The organism is Aureispira sp. CCB-E (assembly GCF_031326345.1).
Lineage (GTDB): Bacteria > Bacteroidota > Bacteroidia > Chitinophagales > Saprospiraceae > Aureispira.
The window spans coordinates 4,258,562-4,282,184 of sequence record NZ_CP133671.1 but is presented as its reverse complement, the minus strand read 5'-3'; the positions used below and the strand labels follow the sequence as shown (position 1 = coordinate 4,282,184).

At 35.9% G+C, this 23,623-nt stretch carries 18 protein-coding genes; 11 read left to right on the top strand and 7 right to left on the bottom strand.

The annotated features are described in order from the left end of the window. Nucleotides 1-83 precede the first annotated feature (83 nt). Both QP953_RS16750 and QP953_RS16745 read right to left on the bottom strand, forming a co-directional pair. Complete coding sequence (locus tag QP953_RS16750; RefSeq protein ID WP_052592063.1) at nt 84-452, bottom strand: BlaI/MecI/CopY family transcriptional regulator; 369 nt, start codon at nt 450-452, stop codon at nt 84-86. Between the two features lie 248 nt (nt 453-700). Then, the gene (locus tag QP953_RS16745) at nt 701-1,642 is read right to left on the bottom strand and encodes a hypothetical protein (RefSeq protein WP_309551953.1); all 942 of its coding nucleotides are present in this window, start codon (nt 1,640-1,642) and stop codon (nt 701-703) included. A gap of 93 nt (nt 1,643-1,735) precedes the next feature. On the opposite strand from QP953_RS16745, the gene QP953_RS16740 reads away from it, so the two are divergent. Further along, nucleotides 1,736-2,446 (top strand): IS1 family transposase, encoded by a 711-nt coding sequence (locus tag QP953_RS16740; RefSeq protein WP_309551951.1) that lies wholly within the window; start codon nt 1,736-1,738, stop codon nt 2,444-2,446. 494 nt (nt 2,447-2,940) lie between these two features. Here QP953_RS16740 and QP953_RS16735 read toward each other — a convergent pair whose 3' ends face one another. The 3 genes from QP953_RS16735 to QP953_RS16725 all read right to left on the bottom strand — a co-directional run bounded on the left by QP953_RS16735 (nt 2,941) and on the right by QP953_RS16725 (nt 6,991). Beyond that, on the bottom strand, nt 2,941-4,137 hold the full coding sequence (locus QP953_RS16735) for a caspase family protein (RefSeq protein ID WP_081909415.1): 1,197 nt from the start codon (nt 4,135-4,137) through the stop codon (nt 2,941-2,943). Nucleotides 4,138-4,488: 351 nt separating this feature from the next. Beyond that, on the bottom strand, nt 4,489-5,739 hold the full coding sequence (locus QP953_RS16730; protein ID WP_309551950.1) for a YihY/virulence factor BrkB family protein: 1,251 nt from the start codon (nt 5,737-5,739) through the stop codon (nt 4,489-4,491). A gap of 70 nt (nt 5,740-5,809) precedes the next feature. Next, complete coding sequence (locus QP953_RS16725; protein ID WP_309551948.1) at nt 5,810-6,991, bottom strand: thiolase family protein; 1,182 nt, start codon at nt 6,989-6,991, stop codon at nt 5,810-5,812. 264 nt (nt 6,992-7,255) lie between these two features. Here QP953_RS16725 and QP953_RS16720 point away from each other — a divergent pair, with 264 nt between their 5' ends. Continuing rightward, nucleotides 7,256-7,675 carry a DUF4293 domain-containing protein gene (locus QP953_RS16720; RefSeq protein ID WP_052592073.1) on the top strand — a complete coding sequence of 140 codons (420 nt, stop codon included), beginning with the start codon at nt 7,256-7,258 and terminating at the stop codon, nt 7,673-7,675. Nucleotides 7,676-7,772: 97 nt separating this feature from the next. Here QP953_RS16720 and QP953_RS16715 read toward each other — a convergent pair whose 3' ends face one another. Then, nucleotides 7,773-8,261 (bottom strand): hypothetical protein, encoded by a 489-nt coding sequence (locus QP953_RS16715; RefSeq protein WP_156039609.1) that lies wholly within the window; start codon nt 8,259-8,261, stop codon nt 7,773-7,775. Nucleotides 8,262-8,501: 240 nt separating this feature from the next. Between QP953_RS16715 and QP953_RS16710 the strand changes: the two genes are divergently transcribed. After that, a complete protein-coding gene (locus QP953_RS16710) occupies nt 8,502-14,594 on the top strand; it encodes a hypothetical protein (RefSeq protein WP_309551946.1) in 6,093 nt (2,030 codons plus the stop codon). Between the two features lie 10 nt (nt 14,595-14,604). Here QP953_RS16710 and QP953_RS16705 read toward each other — a convergent pair whose 3' ends face one another. After that, nucleotides 14,605-15,726, bottom strand: a complete 1,122-nt coding sequence (locus QP953_RS16705; protein WP_309551944.1) for an 8-amino-7-oxononanoate synthase — start codon at nt 15,724-15,726, stop codon at nt 14,605-14,607. Nucleotides 15,727-15,906: 180 nt separating this feature from the next. Here QP953_RS16705 and QP953_RS16700 point away from each other — a divergent pair, with 180 nt between their 5' ends. The 8 genes from QP953_RS16700 (at nt 15,907) to QP953_RS16665 (ending at nt 23,623) form a co-directional block, all read left to right on the top strand. Next, entirely contained in the window at nt 15,907-16,527 is a 621-nt protein-coding gene (locus tag QP953_RS16700) for an NUDIX hydrolase (protein WP_052592081.1), read from the top strand. Continuing rightward, nucleotides 16,528-17,019, top strand: coding sequence for a 2-amino-4-hydroxy-6-hydroxymethyldihydropteridine diphosphokinase (gene folK, locus QP953_RS16695; RefSeq protein ID WP_309551943.1), 492 nt, complete (start codon nt 16,528-16,530; stop codon nt 17,017-17,019). 5 nt (nt 17,020-17,024) lie between these two features. After that, the gene (locus tag QP953_RS16690) at nt 17,025-17,690 is read left to right on the top strand and encodes a deoxynucleoside kinase (protein WP_052592085.1); all 666 of its coding nucleotides are present in this window, start codon (nt 17,025-17,027) and stop codon (nt 17,688-17,690) included. Between the two features lie 748 nt (nt 17,691-18,438). Then, nucleotides 18,439-18,993 carry a cob(I)yrinic acid a,c-diamide adenosyltransferase gene (locus tag QP953_RS16685; protein ID WP_052592087.1) on the top strand — a complete coding sequence of 185 codons (555 nt, stop codon included), beginning with the start codon at nt 18,439-18,441 and terminating at the stop codon, nt 18,991-18,993. Nucleotides 18,994-19,286: 293 nt separating this feature from the next. Further along, nucleotides 19,287-21,227 carry an OmpA family protein gene (locus QP953_RS16680; RefSeq protein WP_052592089.1) on the top strand — a complete coding sequence of 647 codons (1,941 nt, stop codon included), beginning with the start codon at nt 19,287-19,289 and terminating at the stop codon, nt 21,225-21,227. Between the two features lie 299 nt (nt 21,228-21,526). After that, on the top strand, nt 21,527-21,847 hold the full coding sequence (locus tag QP953_RS16675; RefSeq protein WP_052592091.1) for a helix-turn-helix transcriptional regulator: 321 nt from the start codon (nt 21,527-21,529) through the stop codon (nt 21,845-21,847). 145 nt (nt 21,848-21,992) lie between these two features. Continuing rightward, entirely contained in the window at nt 21,993-22,730 is a 738-nt protein-coding gene (locus QP953_RS16670; protein ID WP_156039610.1) for a hypothetical protein, read from the top strand. A 32-nt stretch (nt 22,731-22,762) separates the two neighbouring features. After that, nucleotides 22,763-23,623, top strand: coding sequence for a hypothetical protein (locus QP953_RS16665; RefSeq protein WP_309551941.1), 861 nt, complete (start codon nt 22,763-22,765; stop codon nt 23,621-23,623).

Sequence of the window (23,623 nt, the reverse complement as noted above, 5' to 3'; positions counted from 1 at the left end):
AAATTTTTTGGTAAAGGTTATTTGGAAATACTTCACTAGAATTATGCTTTGTTTGGGGAATAATACTCTCTATAATCAATGGATTATTCTTCTTCTGTGTTATCTAACTTTTCCATCATTTCTGATAAATCTTGAATAGACAAATCTTCTTTGTTTACCAAGAAAGAGACCAAACGCTTGGCAGAACCTCCAAAATAATTGCGTACTAATGAACTAAGAGATTCCTTACTATAGTCTTCTTTGGCTATAATAGGAAAGTATTCATAGGTACGTCCATAGGCTTTGTGTCCTAAAAAACCTTTTTTTTCTAATATTCTTACTACAGAAGAAATCGTGCTATGAGGTGGTTTCGGAGTCTCTTTTAATTGGTCAATAATATCTCGGACAGTGCATCGTTCGAGTTGCCAAATAATTTGCATTATTTCCTCTTCTACTTTAGTTAATTTGGTCATACTATTTTGTTTTTAAGCAAGTGGACAGAAAAAATAATAGCTAAACAATAAATTTGTGTTTGTAGAATTTTTTCTGAACGATTGCTTATTACTTGCAAATATGGAGAAATTGTGTTGTGATAAAACAAATGTATACCTTTAGAATAAGTTTTGCAACTTTTTTGTGCGTTTTTTAACGTAAAAATACGTCAAATAGTTTAATTTTTTTTGATAATCAATGATTTTTACTGTTTTTTGGGACTTAAGTTTTATTTTTGATAGACAATTTTTAAGTAATGAACTTGCAAAGAGTTAATTGTTAGGGCAACAAAATAATGTCCATTGGAAAGGTTAGCGGGAGGTTGCCAAAAGGCTTCGTATTTGCCAGCACTGAGTTGCTTTTCGCCCAAGTTGGCAACTAAATGTCCTGCAACATCATAAATTGCGATATTAACCCTAGATTCTCTAAATATCCCATAATAAATTCGGATGCTTTCGGAGTAAGGATTAGGGCTAGCATTATAAATGATTCCTTTGTCGATGTGAAGATTGCTAGTGCCCGTTGGAATTCCATTACCACTAACAACAATATCCCAAGTTCCTTCTAAAACACCTCCATTATTGGTTAGTGAAATAATTCGATTAGTGGCATCAAAAGCACCAGAATTGACCGAAGCAGCAGCATCGTTAGTAATATACGGGTCGCCTTGAAAATAGAGCTGGGTGGTTAAGGTAGGAAAATTAGGAGGAGTGATTTTGAAGTGAATGTGAGCTGGACGATAGGTAGGACCATTGAGATAATGACCTGGTTTGACCGTCTCAAAAATATAAAATCCTTGTTGATTGGTTTGCATTTTTCCTCGCAAGTGATAACCTCCTGAATTGTCATACGCACCAGCATCATTAGCATGCCAAACATCTATTACTGTATTGGGAATAATTTGACTACAGTCCAAATTAAAGACTCGACCACTGATGATCATTTTTGTCCCTGGTTCATTGGTGGGTGCTAGTTGGTTGTTGGAAATCGTTGGTGGATTAGCGGTGTAAAAAGGACCTTCTCCGTAGTAATCTTCTGTGGTTTGATTGCAGTTGTGCAATTGATCAGTCGTTTCTTCGGAGGCTTTTAGAGTAGTAGGAATTGCACTAAGTCCTAATAGAGATAAAGCAGAATTGCGTAAAAACTGACGTCTATTTTTCTTTTCTTTCATAATTTTGATTATTAAGTAGTACTTAAAAAATTGGTAGTGATGTAGATTGTATGATAAGTTAGAAAAAAAGACAATGAAGACTATATTTGTAAGATGTGTTCAATATCTATACAAATAAAATGTCCTCATTGCCACAATTCAAAGGTCGTTAAAAACGGGAAAAAAACCACAGGAAGACAAAACTTTCTGTGTAAGAATTGTGGCAAACAATTTCAAGCTGAATATTTATACCAAGGAGCAGATCCAAGTATGAAAGCCCAGCTACAAAGTTCTTTATTACATGGTAGTGGTATTAGAGATTGTTACAAAATATTTGGAATTAGTCCTAAAACTACTCTTCGATTTATACTAGAGCAAGGAGAAAAAATTAAAATTACTCCTAGACAAAAGAAGTATAAAAAAGTGCAAATTGATGAGTTATATTCCTTTGTGAATCAGAAAGGTAAAAAAGTGTGGGTTTTCTACGTTTACGCTCCTGAGACCAAAGAAATATTAGCTGTAACAATGGGCAAACGTACAAAAAAGCAACTTCGATATTTAATGACACAATTAAAGTGTCTAGATATAGAAATTGAATTTTACTGTACAGATGCTTTTAAGAGTTTTAAAGAGGTCTTACCTTATTATCAACATATTATTGGTAAATCTTTTACTAAAGATATTGAAGGTATTAATACTCTTATTCGCTCTAAAATTGCACGATTTCACCGAAGAACTACCAAGTTTTCTAAGAAACTTAAGTATCAATGGCATTTGTTTAAAATTTTTGTCTTTTATTTCAATGAACTTCCATCATACATTTAACAACACAACCAAAAAATTGAGTAGAGATGTAAGTTGTATGATGAGTTAAGGAAGGAAGATGATGAAGATCTCTTTCTAATGCCTCATTCATCTTATAGCTAATAGCTCACGTAGCTTGGGGTGTGGTATTAAGTACTAGTTGGGAATTGGTATCATACAGGTTCTTCGTTTATTACTCTGTTGAAAAATTTGTAATGTATGGACGAACCCCAAAATATGAAACCAACATAACCCATTTTTAGTAAACCAAAGATAGGTCAACATTCAATAATAGGAAATACAAAAACCTGCGATTTTATTGCAAAAAAATAAAATTGCTTAGTAACGTTCAAAAATATAAGTTTTCAAAAATTGGCAGCAAGATTAGGCAAATCGGAAGATTATTTTTTATCGTTACTTAGGTGTTTATCTCAGTATGAGGGCTCTTTTATGCCTACGTTCTTAGCATAAAAGAATCAGAACTGAGTGAGGATACAGAATGAAAAAAAGTAATCCTATGGAATTTTGAAATAAAAATCGTCTTCTACAGACGAACTTTCCCAAGGAATTTGCTTGCCTTCCGATGATTTACGAACATTTCTGCGGACTTGCTTGAATACTTCCTCCAATCCAGGTCCTTTTTTGCTCATGGCTTTTAGCAGTTCTTGCGTATACAACCCATTGACTCCTTTACCATCCAAAGCAACCGATCCAGGAGCGGTTGAAAAAGCTATAAACGAGTTGTAAGGCGCAGAACCAATAGATGCCAAACCATTATAACTGGCATGCTTAGATTTTTCAAACTCCTCTTTGTATGGATTATCTCTACAAGCATCCAGAATAATAATATTCATATCATTTTCTGCGTATTCGAACTCTGACAAAACACGCCCTAAATCGACCGATTCAAATTCAATATCTTGGACTTTGGCAATAACCGCATCAACAGGAACTAAAAAGTTTCGTCCATCAGCTTGTAGACCATGCCCTGCATAAAAAAATAGACCTACACCGCCTCGTTCTTTTAGAGTTTCTCCAAACTCTCGAATGGCTTTTTTCATAGTAATTTGGTTCAAGTCCGTATAAACATAGGCATCAAAACCAGAACGTTGGAGTTCTTCTGCAATGGCAATGGCATCATTGACTGGATTTTTTAGAGGGGCTTTTTGATAGTAACTATTACCAATAATCAACGCAGTTCTTGCTTGACTAGTGTCAACATTGCTCAATGCTTTGAAAAATTTGCCAACATATTTTTCTTCTTTGTTGGAACCAAAAGGATCGTTGCTAGCAACAACAACTTCTGTTTTTTGTTCTACAATAGTTTCTACAAATGTTCCATCTCGCCAAATACCTTTTTGTTGCGTGCCATCCGAAAATGTATAGATGCCTTCTCCATGACGCATATTATTGTGGTACTCTCCAATGTATTTTTCGCCATTAGTCCAAATAAACGTACCATAACCTTGGCGTTTCCCATTTACAAAGGGACCTTTATACATGCTTCCATCTTTGTTATAATAAACGCCACGACCATGAGGCACTGAGTTTTTAAATTCCCCAATGTATTTGTCTCCATTTTCATAAATAAATCGACCTTTTCCATTTTGGCAATCGCCAATGGTGCAACCTGTTTGCCCAAATCCAAGGGTACTAAGTATTGTTAAGATGAAAATAGAAATAAAAGAAGATAGGTATTGTTTGGATAACATAATGATGAAATCGTTTGCGTGTGTTTTTTAATAACATTACTTCGGGTAAAAAGCGCATCAGTTCACTTCGTGAGCACTGCGCTTTTAGTTATATTGCTACTACGTGCTACTTTGTGAGTACTGCGCAGTTGATTATCAATAAGATGTGTTTCTTAGGGTTTGAATGGTTAAAATATTGATAATCAGATTGATGAAAAATTGCTTTTTGTTCTTTGTAAAAAACGAAAAAATCCACGAAGTATTCAATAAAGTATATGGAAAATAAAGTTGATGTTATGACAGTAGTAAAAATACGATTTTAACCTAAAAATCAATTATCATTCCAATTGAAACTTTAAGATCATATCAATCTTATTTGGTTAAATCAATGTTTTTATCCGAATTGAATCCAAGTTCTTCATTGGATTTGATGTTTTTACTTATGTCCTCTTGTTGAGGATCGGGAGCAGGAGGGTTGGGAAGGTTTTCTACACTTGCCATCTCATTAGCTTCTCGGAGTTTGGTATATGAAGGTGGAGCTGCTATCAAGAAATCATTAGAAAGATCTTCTAGCTGTTTGCGAGCAATTTGTTTGATTATCTTTTTGCGGCGAGTCTTTTGCAGTGCTCTAGCAAATCGTTTGGGTTTGATTTCAACGTCGTTGTAATTACAAGCAGCAATAATAAATTCTGCCCCCAAAAAGACTAATTGAGAAGAATAGGAAACCCAAATTAAGATGACAATAATAGACCCCGCAGCACCGTAGGCTGAAATGACACTAGTCTTGCTCAAATAGATTCCCATGACCAATTGCCCAATCCAAAATAGTATGGCAGCAAAAAAGGCACCTAACCAGATATATTTCCACTGTAATTTGACTGCGGGAAGAATTTTATATAGCATAGCAAAAAATAAGGTGACCAAAAAAACAGAAATGCCAAGATTTAAGAATACTAAAAAATAATCGGTCAAATATTCCATATAAGGAATGAAGAAATCAGGAAGTGTGTCGTGCAAAAAGGCTTTGTTGCCACTAATGAAATTACTCATTTCTAAGAGTAATGCATTGAGAACAATGGATAAAAGAAGCAAACCACCAATACTTAGTACAACTCCCAAAGAAAGTACCCGATTGATAAGCACTTCCAATACTCGAACTCTTGTAGGAACTGGTTTGACTTCAAAAATATGATTTAAAGTATCTTGGAGGGCATAAAAAACACCTGTAGCAACAAAAATAAGAACCCCTATACCAATAACAGTTGCCCACCAATTGGTATCTGGAGTACCGATGTTGATCACGGCATTTTCTACTTGTTTGGCAGCCTCTGGTCCAACAAATTCGACCAAAAAAAGATAGACTTCTCCATGAACAGCGGCTTCTCCTAAGAAAAAGCCAACCAAACCAACAATTACAATAATAAGTGCTGGCAAGGAAAAAATAGTGTAATAGGCTAGTGCTGCTCCTAAACGAAATACCTTGTGATCGTTGTAACTTTGTATGGTATTGCTAAGAATAGTATATATTGGATGTATAATAGGATGTACTAAGGGGTGGTTGTAAATATAATGTACAACTGGAAGAACTTTTGCCTTTATATTATTAAATAGCTTCTTAATCATTGTTCTTTAATCAAATATACACACAAGGTGTTTTGTGCGGATTTGGAGCGATAACCTGTGAATGACTACTCTAATTATGAGCTTCTAAAATCAAAGCGGTTCCTGTACCCAAACCAGCGCAAGTTGTCGCCAATCCATACTTGATTTTTTTATTCCGTTGCATCTCTTTTGCCAGAGAAACAACCAATCGAGCAGAGCTCACAGAAATAGGATTGCCAATGGTCAATGCCCCTCCGTTTGGATTTACTTTTTGAGGATCTAGTCCCAGTTCTTGGATGCAAACCAAAGTCTGAACAGCAAAAGATTCACTCATTTCAATCCAGTCGAGATCATTGGTTTTTAAATCAATTTTATTCAAAGCTTTTTGTGCTGCTACCACAGCCGAAAGACTCATTTCGCTAGGATGACACGAGGCACTTGCCCATGCTTTTACTTTTGCAATAGGTTGAATATTATGTTTGCGAATGTATTTTCTCGAAGCAAAAGCAACCAAAGCTGCTCCATCGCCGATTCTAGCCGCATTCCCTGAGCTAATATGAGCCCCATTAGAAACTAATGTAGGTAATTTAGTTAACAAGTCCAAAGATAAAAGGCGGTGTTGTTCGTCTAATCGCCAAAGCTTCTTTTTTTGATCTGCCAAAGCTAGTATCTCTGATCGCCAGATGTTTTTTTCGAGAGCAGCTTGGTATTTTTGTCTGCTGTGATAAGCGTATAAGTCTTGTTGGTCTCTAGAAATAGCATATTTTTGAGCCAATAACTCCGCTGTTTCAGCCATCGACAAAGGAGGACAAGCTTGCTGTATATTGGGGTTAACGAATCGCCAGCCAATAAGGCTATCTACTGTCGTTTGATCTACTTTGCTTGTAACCATTGGGCTTCTACTCATGCTTTCTACGCCTCCAGCTAAATACAAATCACCATCCCCAAGGGCAATATTTTTTATTGCATTTAGCATGGCTTCCATTCCCGAAGAACAAAGACTATTAATGGTAGTGGCTGTAGAGCCGTAAGGGAGTCCTGCTAATAGACTAGCCATTCTGGCTATATTCCTATTATCTTCGCCAGCCTGATTCGCACAACCGAGGATAATGCCATCTATTTCTTCTTTATTAATAGCGTTTTTATTAACTAACCCCTTGATAAGTAGGCTTGTTAAGTCATCGGGGCGGATATGTGATAGTGCTCCATGTAGTTTTCCTATTGGTGTCCTTAGAGCATCTATGATGTATATTGTTTGATTTTTATTGTTCATTTGAAGCAAAATATTAATTTTGCGAGAGTTTATTTTAATATTGAAGTGACCTTTTCGCAAAAAGGAGTTCAAAGGTATTAAACATAGTAGAGCAAAGGAAATGTCTAGCGAGAATTGTTTTGAATCTTATAACAACTAATAGGCAAGCTTGTTCAGTATTTGATTTTTATTATAATCTACAATATAAGTAAATGAACACAGAAGAAATTACGTCATATGTTTGTTTTGTGTCCGACTACTTATCATAAAAAATTAAAAGAAAACATGATACAACGCATTCAATCTGTTTACTTATTATTAGCATCTTTGGTAGGAAGTTCCTTGTTTGCACTTCCATTTGCTAGTGGTCCTGTTAAATCAGAAGGAGTCTTGGCTGATGGTTATCTAAATATTAATGATAATATCGCTTTAATTATTTTGACCGTTTTAGTGGTTTTGCTATCATTTGTCACGATTTTCTTGTACAACAATCGAAAATTGCAAATGAATTTAGGCAAGCTTAATATTTTGATTACAGCAGGGTTGTTTGCTTTTGCTGCTTACTTGTTTTACACCATTCAATCAATTGCAACTGTTGGAGGAGGTTTGTTTATGCCCGTATTGGTAATGATTTTAATTATCTTAGCCAATAAAGGAATTCAAAAAGATGACAAATTGGTTCGTGATTCTAACCGTTTGCGTTAACCAAACTTATCTGCTCAATAATTCGATAAGCCTGCTTTGTATTTTTAATACGATCTCTTGATCTGAAATGCAAAGCAGGCTTTGTGATAAGAGGGATTTATGAGTTGTCTTTTAATTCATAATCTTTCTTGTTTCTCCAATCAATTGCCAAACCAAGTCCTAATAGAATAAAGTTTGGAATAGCGACTACCCAATAATTGGCAATTGTTTCTTTCAACTCATCATTTTCTCTTGCTCTTATTTGTTCTTGAATATCCTTGGGAATATTACGCATGTCAATCTTAGAAGGTTGCGCACTTGGCAACTGAGTTGTACGAATTTCTTGAAACTTATAAGCAATAGCCGCAGCTCCTAAGATGCCAATTAAACTACATATATATAGCCATTTAGACGAGAAGTTAGGGCGCATTAATTTATGAATAAATAAACCCAAGCCTAAAATAGTGATGGCATAAAATGGCAATACATAGAACAATAAATCATCTAAATCAATGTAATGTACATTGACAGGAGTTTGGGCGGATAAGAAGGAAGGAGTGGTGAGTAGTATGGATAGTATTAAAAAACTAGATGTTGTAATTTTCACAGTAAAAAAATATGCATTAGAATTAAAAAGCCACAAGGTGTTAAGTGCTGATAAATAGGGCTATAAAAAAACTATTTTTAGAGCAAATATCAAAAACTTAAAAAAGAGATGACTTATGAAAATATTGTTTGGCAAAGTTACATTTTATTTGTAATTTAATGCTGTATTAGCTGGCTCATTTTGTTTTTGTTTAAATGGGAGCATGCAACACACTTTTTTCTAGACTAATTGATATCCTACATGGCTAATCCAAATGACCTTACCAACGGTAATAATTTAAATAAAAATAAAGAAAAAGAGGGCAAAGAGTTTGTTCGTATGAACGATCACTCTAAACCTAAAAACATAAATGTAGAAGCAGGGTTTAAATCTAAACACACAAAACCTGTAGCCATAAATTTTGATGGAAATAGTAAAACTTATGCCATAGGAGAGGGAAGCCTACAAAAAAAATCCCAATACACCGATTGGGAAACAGTAAAAAAAATAGAGTCTAACCCTAAAATTAATACATCAGGTGGCTTGAGTGGAACACCTCCAACAGTTAAAAATAAATTAAATACAAATACTAGCGGAGGACTGAAGAGCAAACCCGTTGGCACAACTAATCCTCAAAAAAATACAGGGGGTGGACTTGGAGTAGCGCCTAGTACTTATGTTCCACCTACCCCTAAAGGTCCTATGCCTAATGTAACTCCTTCTCCAACACCTAAAAATATAGCACCGCCTACCGAAACAACCGAAAAGGTTGCTCCTAAACAAACTGGCACAGTGCCTTCTGGAACAACAGGAACCCCCGATTCTCAAAAGAAAGAAGCTCCGAAAGAAAAAAAGGAAGCCCCAAAAGGAATTTTTGCTTCTGATAAATTAAAAGGTGTGTTAGGGATTTTGGCTCAAAAAGACAAAAATGAGAATGGGGCGGTACCTACAGGACAACCAGATAAAGATGGCGCTAAGCAGATCGGACAAGCAAAAAATGCGTTGACCAAGAAGAAGAAATCAACGACAACATTCTCAGGGACTACTAATACGACTTCTGTAGGGGGAACTTCTACACCTAAAACGACAGAGCCTAAAAAGGAGGAGAAAAAGGAAGAAAGAAAAGAAGATCCTAAAGCCAAGGCTTTAGCCGCTTTTGATGTAAAAGAAACAGATGAAGAGATTAAGGAAGATGCTGAAGCGGAAAACATTAAAAATGAAGGAAAGAATAGAGGATTAATGGTTGGACGAAGCTTAGGCTATGGTGCCAAGCTTACTCCTGCTGCTGGAGGGAAGTTTAGCATTACAAAATTTTCGGAAAGTGATGACCCTGCGGAGGAAGAAACGGCAAAAAATAAGTATGACCGTGTTAATACGGAGATCGCCAAAAATATGGAGGAGTACGGTACAGAGGAAAAACCAGAAAGTGGCGTTGGAACTCCTATGAAAGGGTATTATGATGCTTATATACAAGGTTATAATGAAGGTTATAGAGAAGGGGAAACCCTAAAAGCTGAAGCAGCAGCAGCAGAGCGAACGGCTCAAATGGAGAAAGAACAAGGTTCGGAAGAATATAAAGTGGGGGCTTCATTGGGAATGACTTGTGGGGTGCTCTTGGCAAAAGGTGAAAAAAATGTCGATACAAAGTTCTCGATGACAAAAGATGGCAAATATCACGAAGTAATTGTGAAAACTACGGTTGCTGAATTGGAGAATGCTGCTTCTGAGAAGAAACAAACTCCAGGTGGTGAATTGTCTGGTCCTGCTTATGAAAAAGCTTTTTTGTTGCATTTTAATCAAGGATATCGCCAAGCTCAGAACCAGCGGAAGCAAGCTCCTAAAATGGATGAAAATTATAAAGCTACTTATGAGCAAGGCTACCAACTAGGGGTACAACAAGCAAATGGAGAAAGTGGTGCCCCAGATTTGTTGAAACTAGAAAAAACGTTTGAAGGAAAAGATGAACGAGAACTAAAGGGCGCTGATATGCAGCGATACCGTGGGTTCTATGCAGGTTATAATAAGGGCTATGCACAGGTTCAAGAGGGAAAGAAAAATAAAGCGAAAGCTGAACGAGAAGCAAAATACAAGAAACCGAACTTTGTTGCAGGTTACTCTACGGGAAATCTAAAGGGCTTTTTATCGGCAATGATAGAATCTTCGGGGATTGATCTGTTAACGGCTTTAAACGATCCTGATCAAATGGAAGCGGCTGGTGTGCCTAAATATTTTCCTATCCCCGATGAGTTGAGAGAAAGTATCAAGGCAACATTGATATTTGGAGAGGTGGCAGACAAAGAGAACGAGTCGAACCCTACCAAGGCTTTATTGGGCAAACCCTTATTTAAGGAAGGGTTGTTGATGGGCTTTAATCAAGGGTACCGTCAAGGGCAAAATTCTAGAGTTGCTTTTAAACGGGATAAGCATAAAATGCACCCTGATTATCAACGATCGATATTGGTCTTGATGCCAAGCGATGAATCTACTTATGCGGGACCAACCGAAACTGGAAATGTTGCTAAAGGGTTTACAATGGGGCAGTTGTTGGCAAATGCTGAGTTTGAGAAAAACGAACTGCTGACAAAGAATAGTCGTTCAAAGGAAGAGGAAAAACGATTGACAGATTTAACCAAAGCAATAGATGCTTTGAATGGAGTTGTGGGGGCAGAAAGTAGTTACTATAAGTTGGGAGTAGATGAGTATTTTAATTGGTGGACAAAAGAACTGATTAAAAAAGCACAAACAAAGAAACAAGAGGAAGGATATGCTGGTGCAGAGAATTCTCCTAAGAGAAAGGGCTTTAACTGGGGGCTGAAAGTGGGAGCTAAAGTTATTGAAGGAAAAGAAAAATTAAAAGAACTTAATCGGAAAGGACGAGACATAAAATCTCGTAGTGCGCAACTTAATGCTGCTATCAAAGCTTCGGAAAAAGAAGCGAAGGTTACTTCTAAAAATCAAGGTGGAGAGGATTATTTTGTAGGGTATAGAAATGGTTATAATCATGCTTTTAGAGTAGCCAAAGAGGGGAAGAAATCAGATAAAGGGAATTTGGATACGGATGATTTATTTGAAAATGCAAGTGGTAAAGGTTCGTATTTGGTAAAAGAAATTTACGATAAAGTTATTACAAAAGTTAATTTGGGAGGAAACCTAACGGAATCTGCTTTGCGGAAGGGGGTAGAAAGCGCTCACTCAAAGTTTAAGGGCAAAACCCAAGAAGCTTTTGAGGATGGTCTTGCTAGAGGGTATAGCTCTGGGTATAGTACATATGTGGTTGATGCAAAAACAGGCAAACCTGAAAATAATACAAAGGAAGACGAAGCGCAAATAAGAGATCAGTATAAGACCTATAAGGGGATGAAAACGGAGGATGGTAAGCTTCAATATGCAGGAGATATGGGGGCAGGAATGCTGTATTTTTTCTTAATTGGATATCAATATCATAATAAAGATAAATCGACTCTAAAATATGGTTTGCCAAAAGGAAAGGCAGATGCGGAAAGTTTTAACTTGGGTTATCGTGTGGCTGAAGAGGAATCTAAAGGAGGAAAAATTGCTGATAGAAGTGGTGAGGCAACGTCTAAAGCTGCTTATCAAGAGGGATATCGTGCCGCTAAGTATCAAGCTAGATACAATGCTTTCAAAAAAGGAATGATTCGCTCTATTGCTGGTGAGAAAACGGCTACTGGTGCATCGGGTAATCATAAAAAAGGCAAAGAGGAAACAGCAAAAGGAAATGACAAAGGGGGGGGACTACTTGAGAGATTAGGTGGCTTCATAAGCAAACTCGGAACCGATCCAACTTTGGAAGAAAGTGTGACAGATGCAAGCCTTACTGGAGGTTTGGCTGAATTGGCAGAAAAGGAAAACGTGGATCTAAATAAGGAGAAAGAAGATAAAGAACGGTTTTATTTGCAAGGCAATAATGATGCTACATCGCTTTGGACTAAAATTATCTACATGAGGAAAGGGGTGAAGTTAGAAGGTGTTAATATTCCTAAAGAAATAACGTTTAGATATCTTGAAGGCGAGGCTGATTTAGAGGCTGGGGAGACAGTAACGATAACTGACTCAACTGATTTGGCTGTTATTAATGATTTTTATGGTAAAAAAGATGATTATATTAAAAAAATTGCCAATTATTACATAGAAGAAAATTATACTAAAGATGTATTCTTGAGTATTTTTTCGCTGGATTTTTCAACTTTAGGAGATGCTCTGCAAGGCTACGATAAATCTAAAGAAAAGGCGAAAGAGGCTTACATCAAAGGTTATCAAGCAAAAGTTGCATCTATTGAAAGTAATTACAAAGATAAATTCATGCAAGACTGGTTGCAGGATTATGGTTACTATATGGGGATCACAGAGATGGCTCCAGAGACAGCAATAGAAGTTCCTAGTGCTCCGTATGCTCAAATGTCTGGTGATGAAATTGATTATGAAAGTTCTTATTACAAAACAGGATATTTAGAAGGTATTAAAGTAGGAGTGCTGATCAAAAATGGAGTAATACAGCCTTCGGATGCAGACTTGGCAACGGCTAGTGGAGATGAATATAAGCAGGGTTTTGATGATGGACAATCTAAAGGAAGGGAACAGGGGGCATTAGATGCTCAAGAGCCCCACAAAGAACCGCCTTCAAGAAGAGAAATAGTACAGCAATTGGACGATGATTATCGACGAAAAAATAAAGGTAAGCACGATGCTATGAATTACGATTATAAATCGGCTTATGTGAAAGCGTATTTTGAAGCATATTGGACAAATAGAGATTATGAATATGGCAAGTTGTTAGGTTATGATCGTGGACTTCTAGGAGGGGATGCTATGTTTAATGTGGAGCCAGAAGATGGGGTTCGCATCGATGATAAAGATGCCTTTTTTAAAGGGGTAGATGAAGGAAGAAGTGTCGCTATTGCTGGTTTGCCTAAAGAGGCATTGTATGGAGCTAAAGGGAAATCTGGAGCGACTCCTAAATCGCCACTAGGAGTTATTCAAAAAATTACGGCAAAATATGCTGAACGAAATGCGGCTATTGACGCTGTTCATGAATTGAAATTAAGTGAAAAAATAATTCGAAAAATTGTTTACTCTCAAGATCCATTTTATAGCCGTTATAAAAAATTGAATACCATCAAAGCACTTGGTGTTGGAGAACAAAGTATGGGGTCTTTGGGGGAGTTGCTGGTTTATTATGAAGTAAAAGACTTAACCGTTGTATCTGATTATTTGGACGAAGGTTTTAATAAATATTTGAATTATTCTTTTGCCGATTTGTCTGAAGATGAGCGCGTGTCTTGTTGGCAAAGTTTTGAGTCAAGTTATAAAGAGGCTTATCAAATTGCTCGTGCTCAGAGTTTGGCAGAGCTAAATGCTGTTGCAATGACGGCCGCTCTGGATAAACGGAAAGAAGTTAGTAGTGGTGGAATGGGGGGTGAAATTGATAATGGTTTGGGAGAATCAGGAAATAGCATTTTAAATGTACTCAAAGATTTACTCTTTGGAGATTCTCAAGATTTTTATCTGGACGATCTACTATTGTTGGATATGTTTTTTGCCTTAGAAACAAAAGTGGAAGAGGTGCAGTACCATATAGAAGATGATTTGAGAGAAATTGAAGTCAACCAAATGTTGGCGGAAATGGGAGAAGATGAATCTCTAAAAGAGGACTTAAAAAAATTAAAACGACTAGAGAAAGAATTAAAAGAAGGAAACCTTAGCCCTGGTGAATCGCTGTCTAAAGAAATGTCTATTAATATTCTAAAAGCAGAAATAGAAAGTAAGCGCGCTAACCAACAGCAAATCTACCATGATTGGCAAGCTGCAGAAGCTGCTGCAAAGGAAAAAATAGATAGCATCCGTCTGTTAATGAAAGATAGTTTGGCTTTTGATACACCTTTGGAATCTAACGAAGATATATTGACCTACATCAAAATCAATTTGGAAAGTTCAGAGGGAAATAGGGAGGATATTTATGAGGATATTGATATCTTTAATGACTTGGTATTGAGTGGTCTATATACCTACAAAGAATCGGATGCTATTGAAGCTTCAGTACTTGGATCGGGGAATTTTTATTTAGATCATTATGCTGAAAATGTACATATCGAAAATGCAGAAATTTTAATGCAACAAAATGGCTTTGAGATTAAAGCTAGAGGTTTGTCTTATGTGAAATCTGCTAACGAATTGACTTTTATGAGTGGCTCATTGGTAACGCCAAGTATTGAAGGAGGTGCTCATATGGGGCAGCAATATCAATATAATTTTGACGATTTTAGTGTTAATTTAAACGAAGGGGTGAAATCTCAAATGGACGCTCAAAAATATAAATTGCAAGGAGGTCCTCTTTAGAAAAAAAACTCTAAAGGATTAGTTCGATCAACTGCTTAATTTCTTCTAGTGAATTATGACAATGAAGACAAATTCGAATGCGTTCTTTTCCCATAGGAACGGTTGGTGTGCGAATAGGGCGCACGTCATACCCCGCATTTTGTAGGGATAATGCAAGTTGAGAAACGGCTTCATTTCCAGGGACAATAAGGCATTGAATAGGACTAGTACTTTGTATGTAAGTATATTTGTTCTGTTTGAGAATGAGTTTTCGGAAATAAGCAATACGTTCGTTTAATCGCTGAATAGAATGCTTGCCTTCTTGTTCCAAGAATTGATAGGCTACTAAAGTACTTTGTACAGTATGAGGACTCAAGGCGGTTGTGTATATTAAAGGGCGAGCATAATTAATTAAATACTCTTTAAGTAGTTGGGAACCAACAATAGCAGCGCCATGTGTACCAATGGCTTTGCCAAATGTATGTACCCTAGCAAAGACAAATTGTTCGATACCCAATTCGACACAAAGCCCAGCTCCATGACTGCCATAAATTCCTGTGCTGTGTGCTTCATCAACAATTAAATTGGCATCATATTTCTGGCAAAGTTCCTGAATTTGCACTAGAGGAGCAGCATCTCCATCCATAGAGTAGATGGATTCAACGAGGACAAAAATATTCTTTCCAAGGTGTTTGCTAAGCAAATGCTCTAGTTCACTTAAATCGTTGTGTGCAAAACTTAGGGGTGTTGCAGGACTTAATCGTATCCCATCGTGAATACTTGCGTGGATGAGTTCATCGTACAAAATAACATCCGATCGTCTTGGGATGGTGCTAATAAGTCCTAGGTTAGCATTGTACCCTGAATTAAAGACCAAAGCAGACTCAGCGCGATGAAAAATTGCCAATTGGTTTTCTAATCTTTCTAACAAATCATAATGCCCGGATAATAGCCTAGATCCTGTGGCGCCTGATAATTGGTTTTTGTATTGTTTTTTGGTTTCTATTTGTAGTTCTTCGGATCGAGCTAGGCTTAAATAATCGTTAGAACAAAAATCAATTAAGTGGGATTGACTGCGAACCACTCTAAAAGCATTTTGGGCTTTTCGGCGGTTTAGCAAAGCTAACATTCTTTTCTCTAATAGTTTATTCATCTGGCTAATGTGTTCTAAGCGAATTGTTTACAATTGATAATCTTAAAAATAGTTGCATATCCTCTATTCTAAATCGTTAGAAACTAAGATTTATAGTATATTTGCTAGACAAGGCATTCAATTTCTGTGATAGTTGTTGTAACTATTATACCAATTATCAAAGGTTATAAAAGAACACAAATGTACAAAATATATATTGGCGAGATTCCTGTTTTGCTAGTTTCTAAAGAAGAGGCACCTCAATATACAACAGGACGATTGAGAGATATGGTCGTTCAACACACACTAAAACGTCGAAAAAAACTACATCAAATTGTTGATAATCTAGAAAAAGGTACCAAAAGCTACGATTCTATAATTGTAGTCTCAGAAGACTTGCCTCAATTGAAGGAAGATTTTTTTACAATGTATAAAATTCATAGAGCGGGAGGCGGTGTTGTTTTTAACTCAAAAAATGAAGTATTGGCTATTCATAGAATGGGCTATTGGGATTTGCCGAAAGGAAAAGAAGAAGAAGGAGAATCTATAGAAGAAACAGCTATTCGAGAAGTCCAAGAAGAAACGGGAGTGCAAAAACTGAACCTAGAGAACTTCGTCTGTGATACCTATCATACCTATAAAACTAAGAAAGGCAAACGAATTTTGAAATGGTCTACTTGGTACAAGATGACAACAAACGAAACCCTATTGACACCACAAACGGAAGAGGATATTGATCTGGCGGTTTGGATGCCCGTTGAAGAACTTAAGAACAAGGAACCAATTTACAAAAATATATTAGACGTATTGAACCAACTATAAATGAACACAGTATATTTATCCATAGGAACCAATATGGGAAATCGAGCGGCAAACCTAGAATTAGTACACAGTCTGATTAGCCGCAATATTGGAATTGTTGCCAAAGAATCCAATATCTATGAAACAGAACCTTGGGGCGTTGAAGGACAAGAAAATTATTATAACCAAGTACTTTGTGTGAAAACAGCATTAGAACCAGCTGTATTGTTGCACAAGTGCCAAGTTATCGAGCAAAAAATGGGGCGCTCCCGCATTGTAAAATGGGAGCCAAGGGTAATGGATATTGATATCCTATTCTTTAATGATTTAGTAGTTAAAGAAGAGGGGCTAGAAATTCCACATCCATTGTTGCAAGAGCGTAATTTTGTTCTGAAACCTTTGGCGGAGTTGACAACAGATTGGGTACATCCAATTTTAAATAAAAATGTTCAAGAGCTATTAGAAGCATGCACAGATAAAGCATCTGTTGTATTGTTAGAACTTGCAGATTAATTATTATGACAAAGAGTACTCTAAAAGTGAGGAATGGAAATTATATTGTTGTCGAAGGAAATATTGGGGCGGGTAAAACGTCTTTGAGTAAATTACTGTCAGAAGATTTGAACGCCCGTCTTATTTTAGAAGAGTTTTCAGATAATCCTTTTTTGCCACTTTTTTACAAGAATCCTGATCGTTATGCATTTCCTGTGGAGTTGTTTTTTATGACCGAACGACACAAGCAATTACAAGATTTGTTAATGAAAGGTAATTTGTTTCAAGAGTATGTCGTTTCAGATTATATCTTTTCCAAGACTCTGTTGTTTGCAGGCCAAAACTTAGTCAACGAAGAATTGCGCCTATTTCAGCGGTTGTTCCATACACTTAATGCCTCTTTTCCAAAACCGCACTTATTGGTTTATTTGCACCGTTCTGTGGATGACCTGTTAGCAAATATTTCTAAAAGAGGAAGAGCATACGAGCAGGACATTAGTGCCAACTATTTACTAAAAATTCAGCAAGCTTATTTTGATTTCTTTAGACTGGTAGAGCATGATTTATCCATTTTGATAATGGATGTAGAGGGCTTAGATTTTATTAATAATGTCTCGCACTATCAAATTGTTGTGGATCAGTTAGAGAAAGAGTACCCCAAAGGATTGCATCACTGGAGTTATCAACAATAAAACAGTGTTTGTGTTTTTAAAGAGATGTTTTGTAGTAAAGGTTATGCATGTAAAAAGTTATGAGAACCGTTACTATGTCTTTTGATTTTTAACACTATGGAATAGTTTACTCGTCTGTTCTTCTTTTCTTGATAAAAGAAGCAAAATCAAGACCCAACACTGCGATTAGATGATTTTTACTGCTTGTTTACTGAACTAGCTTGCATGCTTCGCCAAGCTAGTTCGGACGCAAAGCTACGCAGAACTCTCTCACGAGCCTGCGAGCTAAATCATTACCTAATCTCCGTTAACGGTCATTTTTCATTCTTCATACAAAATTTACTTACATAACCTTTAGTAGTAGTTCGTTATGTTCATGACCTTGGGCTTTTGTGCTACTAGCACAAGCCTACTCGGCAAGCTTAGTTTTTTACTTTTTTACCAAAAAAAACAAAAAATAAACTTTATTAGCTTGATAATTAATGCTTTAGCACAAGTGTAGTGAATTTGTAACTTATTAATTATCAAGCTAATAAAGTTTTTCAACGACCATGTAGTAGCAGCGCAGCTAACTATTGTTATAGGAAGTTTATCAAAAATGAGGTTTGATGCATTGGCGTCAAACCTCATTTTTGATAAAAACAGTACGCATTCTACAAAGCAAGTTTAGAATATTTGTGATAATCCTGTTTATAAATTGCACATTGTTTGTACTTTTGTGTAACAGAAACAATTAGAAGCCAATTAATAAATTTAATGACAAAAGACAATGGCATTTAAAGTATATACAAAAACAGGTGATAAAGGATCTACAGCTCTTTTTGGAGGAGCAAGAGTGCCCAAAAATCATATTCGAATCGAATCGTATGGAACAGTAGATGAATTAAATTCTTATATAGGGCTGATTCGAGACTACTTAGAAGATAAAGCATTGAGAGATGTACTAAAAGAGGTACAAGATCGTTTATTTACTTTAGGAGCTATTTTGGCAACAGATCCATCTAAAAACAATTTAAAAACACCTGATTTGCACGACTCAGATGTGACTTATCTAGAATCAGAGATTGATAGAATGCAAGAAACGCTGCCAACACTCAAATATTTCGTTTTACCAGGAGGACATCCAACAGTATCTTTTTGCCATGTTGCTCGATGTGTTTGTAGGAGAGCAGAACGCATGACTGTTGCATTGAATGAGAATGAACCCATTTTGCCTGTTGTCATGCAGTATTTAAATCGACTATCTGATTATTTATTTGTCTTAGGTCGTTATGTAGGAGCTTTGTTAAATGCCGAAGAAGTTTGTTGGATACCTCGGAAATAAAGAAAAAGGTAGTCAAGACTTTCTTTTTAGGAAAAAACAAACCTTAACAAAACATTAAGCCAGAATGGATTAAAAATTGTTATTAAGGAAAGTGCAGTTTTGCTTTGTACAATAGTTTTTATTCAACTCAATAGGTTTTTGTATAGGTCATTGAATGTTGAACTTGCTCAAAATACTATTAAGTCAATCAAGGTTTTGAGTTGAGAATAGAATTGCAGCTATGGTGCTGATTTAATTGCTCTTAATAACATTACAAAACAGATCGATACTCAACAACTCACGATTATATACTTATGAAGAAAGTATTCATTGTTACAATTACTTGTATTCTTTTTTGTGCTCAGATTGATGCACAACCTGGAGACACACCTACCAAGACCAAAAATGTAAAAGAGCTTATTCAAGATGCGGAATTACTTATTAATAGACAGCAATTTGAACCAGCAAAGGTAGCATTGGAATCGGCAATTAAGCAAAAGAAAAATTTTGTTATTGCTTATCGTTTATTAGGTATAGTTAATACCAAATTAAGAAACTACGACGAATCTATTCTTGCTTATGAAAAGTTGTTTGAGTTGTCTCCAACGTTGTCCAAAGCAGCTTATTTTGAATGTGCGCAGGCGTATATGAAACGTTACAAGTATGACAGAGCATTGGCATTGTTTAATTTGTATAAAAATGCTGCTTCTGCGGATTATAAAGCCGATGAGCAAACGGTACAAATTGCTTATGATATGATTTTGGAGAGAGAAATTAGGAGTTGTCTTTATGCTAGAGAAATTGATGTAAGTGGGATGAAAGAAGAATCAATTAATCTCGGAGGAAATATTAACTCTGCTGCGGATGAATACTTGCCTACTCTTACAGGGGATGGTCGTTGGTTAATTTTTACTTCTAATAGAGGGGGCGAAAATATTTTAATGAGTAAGCCTGCTGCGAATGGTAATTGGTCGCAAGCTAGATCTATATCAAAAGCAATCAATACTCCTAGAAATGAAGGAATGGCCAAATTGACGGTTTGTGGTCGAGTGATTTATTTTTCTGCTTGTGGTTGGGAAAATGTGGAAGGCGGTTGCGACATATTTGAAGCAGATTTTGATACTCAAAACGACTTTGCAGTTGTAGATGAAGTGCGCCCATCTCAAGGACTAAACAGCAAGCAATGGGATTCACAACCCGCTATTAGCTGTGATGGAAAAACCATGTATTTTGCATCCAATAGAAAGGGAGGAAAAGGGGGAACAGATTTGTGGATGAGTAAGTTAGCAGAGGATGGTCTCTGGGATCCTCCAGTTAATATGGAAGCAATTAATACTGATGGCGATGAGGAAGCGCCTTATATTGCTCCTGATGGGGTCACCTTGTATTTTTCTTCTGATGGTCATCCTGGTTTTGGGGAAGCAGACATTTTTAGAACGGTTCAACAAGAAAATGGAACATGGACCCAACCTGTAAATTTGGGACACGCTGTTAATACGCCATTTAGAGAGGCAGGAATTGTCATTAGTCCTGATGGTACGACTGCTTATTATGCTTCCGCAAAAGAAGGCGGACAAGGTGGGTTGGATATTTACACCATTGCAATGCACCCCGAAATCGCTCCAGAAAAAGCGAATGTCATGGTTGATGCTTATGTTTATGATGCGGCTACCAAAGAGCCTGTAGAGAATGTCAAGGTTAAGATAGGTAAATCTGGAACGCCAAAACAAGAATTTAAAACGGATGAGCATGGTCGCTTTTTTGTTTGTTTACCCGATAAAAATTCCTATTCTTATATTTTAATGAAACCAGATTATCAAACTTTTGTGGGCGCGGAATATTTTAGAAGAAACAAAGATGAGCCTACTAAAAAGATAGAAGTGTTTCTAATTCCAAGCACGACCAAGACAGAAGCAAAAATACCTCCCAAACGAAAGGTGCGTAAAAATCTTTCCGTTTACTTTGATTCTGGAAAGTATAATATTACAGAAATTCAAAAAGAACAATTGGAACGGATGGTGAACCAATTTGAAGATAAAACAACCATAAAGCTAAAAGTAACTGGTTTTGCTGATGATGTTGGAAACCAAGATTTTAATCTTGCTCTATCCATAGAGCGAGCTAAAATGGTCTCTGACTATTTAATTAGTTTGGGCTTGGATACCTCGCAAGTTAAATATGAAGGAGGAGGCGTTGTTCAAGGCGATATTGCAAAGCATCAGAAACGTAGAGTAGAGATTATTATTTCTAATTAAAAAATAGTTATGATAAGTCTTTCATATTTTGAAAAGTGATTTAAAAGAAGTATCTTTATTGGAGTTTTGAATTGGTATTTCAAGGTATATAGAATACCAATTCATTGCTATCAATCAATTAAATAGTTCGATCTTACATTTACTTAAGAGAGTTCAATGCTTTAATGTGTTTAGTTATCAGTTGGTTGCTTATATTGCAGGAATTAATTAACCTACTTGTAAATAGAAAAACTCCCCCGAACTGCCATCAATTAACACCTACTTTATTTTTAGGTATAACCTGCGTTTAATTCACTTTTATGAAAGATGTTCAAATAGAGAAGAAAACCTCTTTATCACCAGATCAATTAGAATTTGCAGCTTCGATACTAAAAGCTGTAGCACATCCTATTCGTTTATCTATCTTGCAACTGTTAGACAATGAGGATAGATTATCCGTTAACGAAATTTGCGAACGAATCAATAGTGAGCAGTCTCTAACCTCACATCATTTGTCCAATATGAAACTGAAAGGAATTTTAGGAAGCAAGAGAGAAGGACAACGAGTTTATTATTACCTCAAACTACCTGCCTTAAACAATTTGCTATCTTGTTTAGATACTTGTGTTAATTGTTTCTAGTTCCCAAGAATGTAATAAAAATGTTAAAATTAAAACGTTGTAAGTGAATGCTTGCAACGTTTTTTTTTAGACTTGAATTTTTAATTGTATCTTATAAAGAATTGTCTTATTGGAGGGATAATCTCTACTTTATAAAATAAAAAATATGCCATTACGGAATTATTGGTTGTGTATACTATTTTTACTTTTTATTCATAAATCAGTAGAGGCTCAATTCTATGTGAATATGGAATGTGGTCTGAAATGGGATATTGTCCAAACGTTTGCTTCGCAAGGGGAGTTTAATTTTGTCAATCGCCCAGATTTTATTGGTGGAGCTCGTTTGGGTTTTGAAATCAATCCTTACCTTGCCTTGGAGATGGGAGTATATGCCCATCAACTGAATAATAACTATGCCTATCATTTGGATGGAGTAAGTTGGTTGGACAAAGAGCAATGGTTGCCTGGGCAATTTTTACAATTTCCACTGCGGCTAAAAACGACTATTTTTACGATTGACAAAAAACTATCGATTCATCCTTATCTTGGAATTGCGCTCTTGGTACATCGACACGAAACAGGGCGTTATGAGTGGCGTTTTCAACAGCAAAAAATAGAAGATCCTACCAATAGTTCTTCTTTTAAATATGAGTACAATGCTAGTTTCAAATCTAGGTATCTGTTACTTGGTGAAGCGGGGTTGATTGCTCAGTATAAAATCACGAGACATTTTAGCATTACTTTGTCGTTGGGTTTTACATTGGGAAGTACTTCTATACATGATTCTTTGGTTTATTGGGAACGAAAAACACCTGCCTTGGATGATGAAGGCATTCTTAATGCTCAATACAAAGGAGACCAAGTTAGTTTGATGCTAGGAGTTCAATGCTCGTTTAAGAAGTAGTTATTTTCTCCTGTAATATAAATATTGACAAGGTGATAAAAACTAAAATAGTAGTCTTAATTTTACTACTTTTTATACTAGAAGGATGTACGCTCAATAAAACTGAAAATCTGCCTAATATTTCAGATTTAATTTTCCCTGTAACCAACCAACCTGTTATCATCAAAAACGAAATCAAGAAAACGATTGTTTGTTACAAGGACTCTTTGCATAATACCTTGCAAGTTGGATATAATTTATTTGATTCATTAGGAAACGTAATTTATATAAATGCTTCAACTGGGCGTACTCGTTTAAAATATGATTCATTAGGATTTCTTATAAAGAAAGAATTCATAACAGATTATATAGCCTCTTTTAGCATTAGATATGATTTTTTCCCTAAAGAAAGAAAACTACACCAAATTTGGTTCAAGACCCAACAATCATTAGAAACAATGGACCCGAGTGAAATGCCGCTTTCAGATACTACTATTTTGATATTCTCATCAGAAAACTTGCTATTATCAGAAAATGGATATTGGCACGAAGATAAAGAGGTAAAAAGTATTGCTTACAAAAAAGCATATCAGTATGATTCATTAAATAGAGTCAAAAAAATCACAACTTTATATTTGAACTTAGAAAAAGATTTTCGTTATATGACAGTTTTACACAACCCTTTTGAAGGAGTAATGCTTTCTTCTAAACCCAAAATTGAAGAAACTTTTAGGTATCAAGGAAAAAGTAAGCTGATAATTCAAAAGAAAGCTTTGTATACAGATTTAAGTGAGCAAAGGGATAGTTTCATTATAAAGACATTGTATGATGCAAGAGGCTTGGAAAAAGAAGTATTTAATCTAGTTAATCAATCGAGTCTAAAATATTTCCATGCTACTTCAGTGCTAGAATGA

What these genes read in the sequence shown, in the direction of transcription:
- QP953_RS16680 (WP_052592089.1), top strand. Translation starts at nt 19,287, where the DNA reads ATGAAGAAAGTATTCATTGTTACAATTACTTGTATTCTTTTTTGTGCT.
- QP953_RS16740 (WP_309551951.1), top strand. Translation starts at nt 1,736, where the DNA reads ATGTGTTCAATATCTATACAAATAAAATGTCCTCATTGCCACAATTCA.
- QP953_RS16685 (WP_052592087.1), top strand. Translation starts at nt 18,439, where the DNA reads ATGGCATTTAAAGTATATACAAAAACAGGTGATAAAGGATCTACAGCT.
- QP953_RS16725 (WP_309551948.1), bottom strand. Translation starts at nt 6,991, where the DNA reads ATGAACAATAAAAATCAAACAATATACATCATAGATGCTCTAAGGACA.
- folK (WP_309551943.1), top strand. Translation starts at nt 16,528, where the DNA reads ATGAACACAGTATATTTATCCATAGGAACCAATATGGGAAATCGAGCG.
- QP953_RS16735 (WP_081909415.1), bottom strand. Translation starts at nt 4,137, where the DNA reads ATGTTATCCAAACAATACCTATCTTCTTTTATTTCTATTTTCATCTTA.
- QP953_RS16710 (WP_309551946.1), top strand. Translation starts at nt 8,502, where the DNA reads ATGGCTAATCCAAATGACCTTACCAACGGTAATAATTTAAATAAAAAT.
- QP953_RS16675 (WP_052592091.1), top strand. Translation starts at nt 21,527, where the DNA reads ATGAAAGATGTTCAAATAGAGAAGAAAACCTCTTTATCACCAGATCAA.
- QP953_RS16700 (WP_052592081.1), top strand. Translation starts at nt 15,907, where the DNA reads ATGTACAAAATATATATTGGCGAGATTCCTGTTTTGCTAGTTTCTAAA.
- QP953_RS16750 (WP_052592063.1), bottom strand. Translation starts at nt 452, where the DNA reads ATGACCAAATTAACTAAAGTAGAAGAGGAAATAATGCAAATTATTTGG.
- QP953_RS16705 (WP_309551944.1), bottom strand. Translation starts at nt 15,726, where the DNA reads ATGAATAAACTATTAGAGAAAAGAATGTTAGCTTTGCTAAACCGCCGA.
- QP953_RS16745 (WP_309551953.1), bottom strand. Translation starts at nt 1,642, where the DNA reads ATGAAAGAAAAGAAAAATAGACGTCAGTTTTTACGCAATTCTGCTTTA.
- QP953_RS16730 (WP_309551950.1), bottom strand. Translation starts at nt 5,739, where the DNA reads ATGATTAAGAAGCTATTTAATAATATAAAGGCAAAAGTTCTTCCAGTT.
- QP953_RS16690 (WP_052592085.1), top strand. Translation starts at nt 17,025, where the DNA reads ATGACAAAGAGTACTCTAAAAGTGAGGAATGGAAATTATATTGTTGTC.
- QP953_RS16670 (WP_156039610.1), top strand. Translation starts at nt 21,993, where the DNA reads ATGCCATTACGGAATTATTGGTTGTGTATACTATTTTTACTTTTTATT.
- QP953_RS16720 (WP_052592073.1), top strand. Translation starts at nt 7,256, where the DNA reads ATGATACAACGCATTCAATCTGTTTACTTATTATTAGCATCTTTGGTA.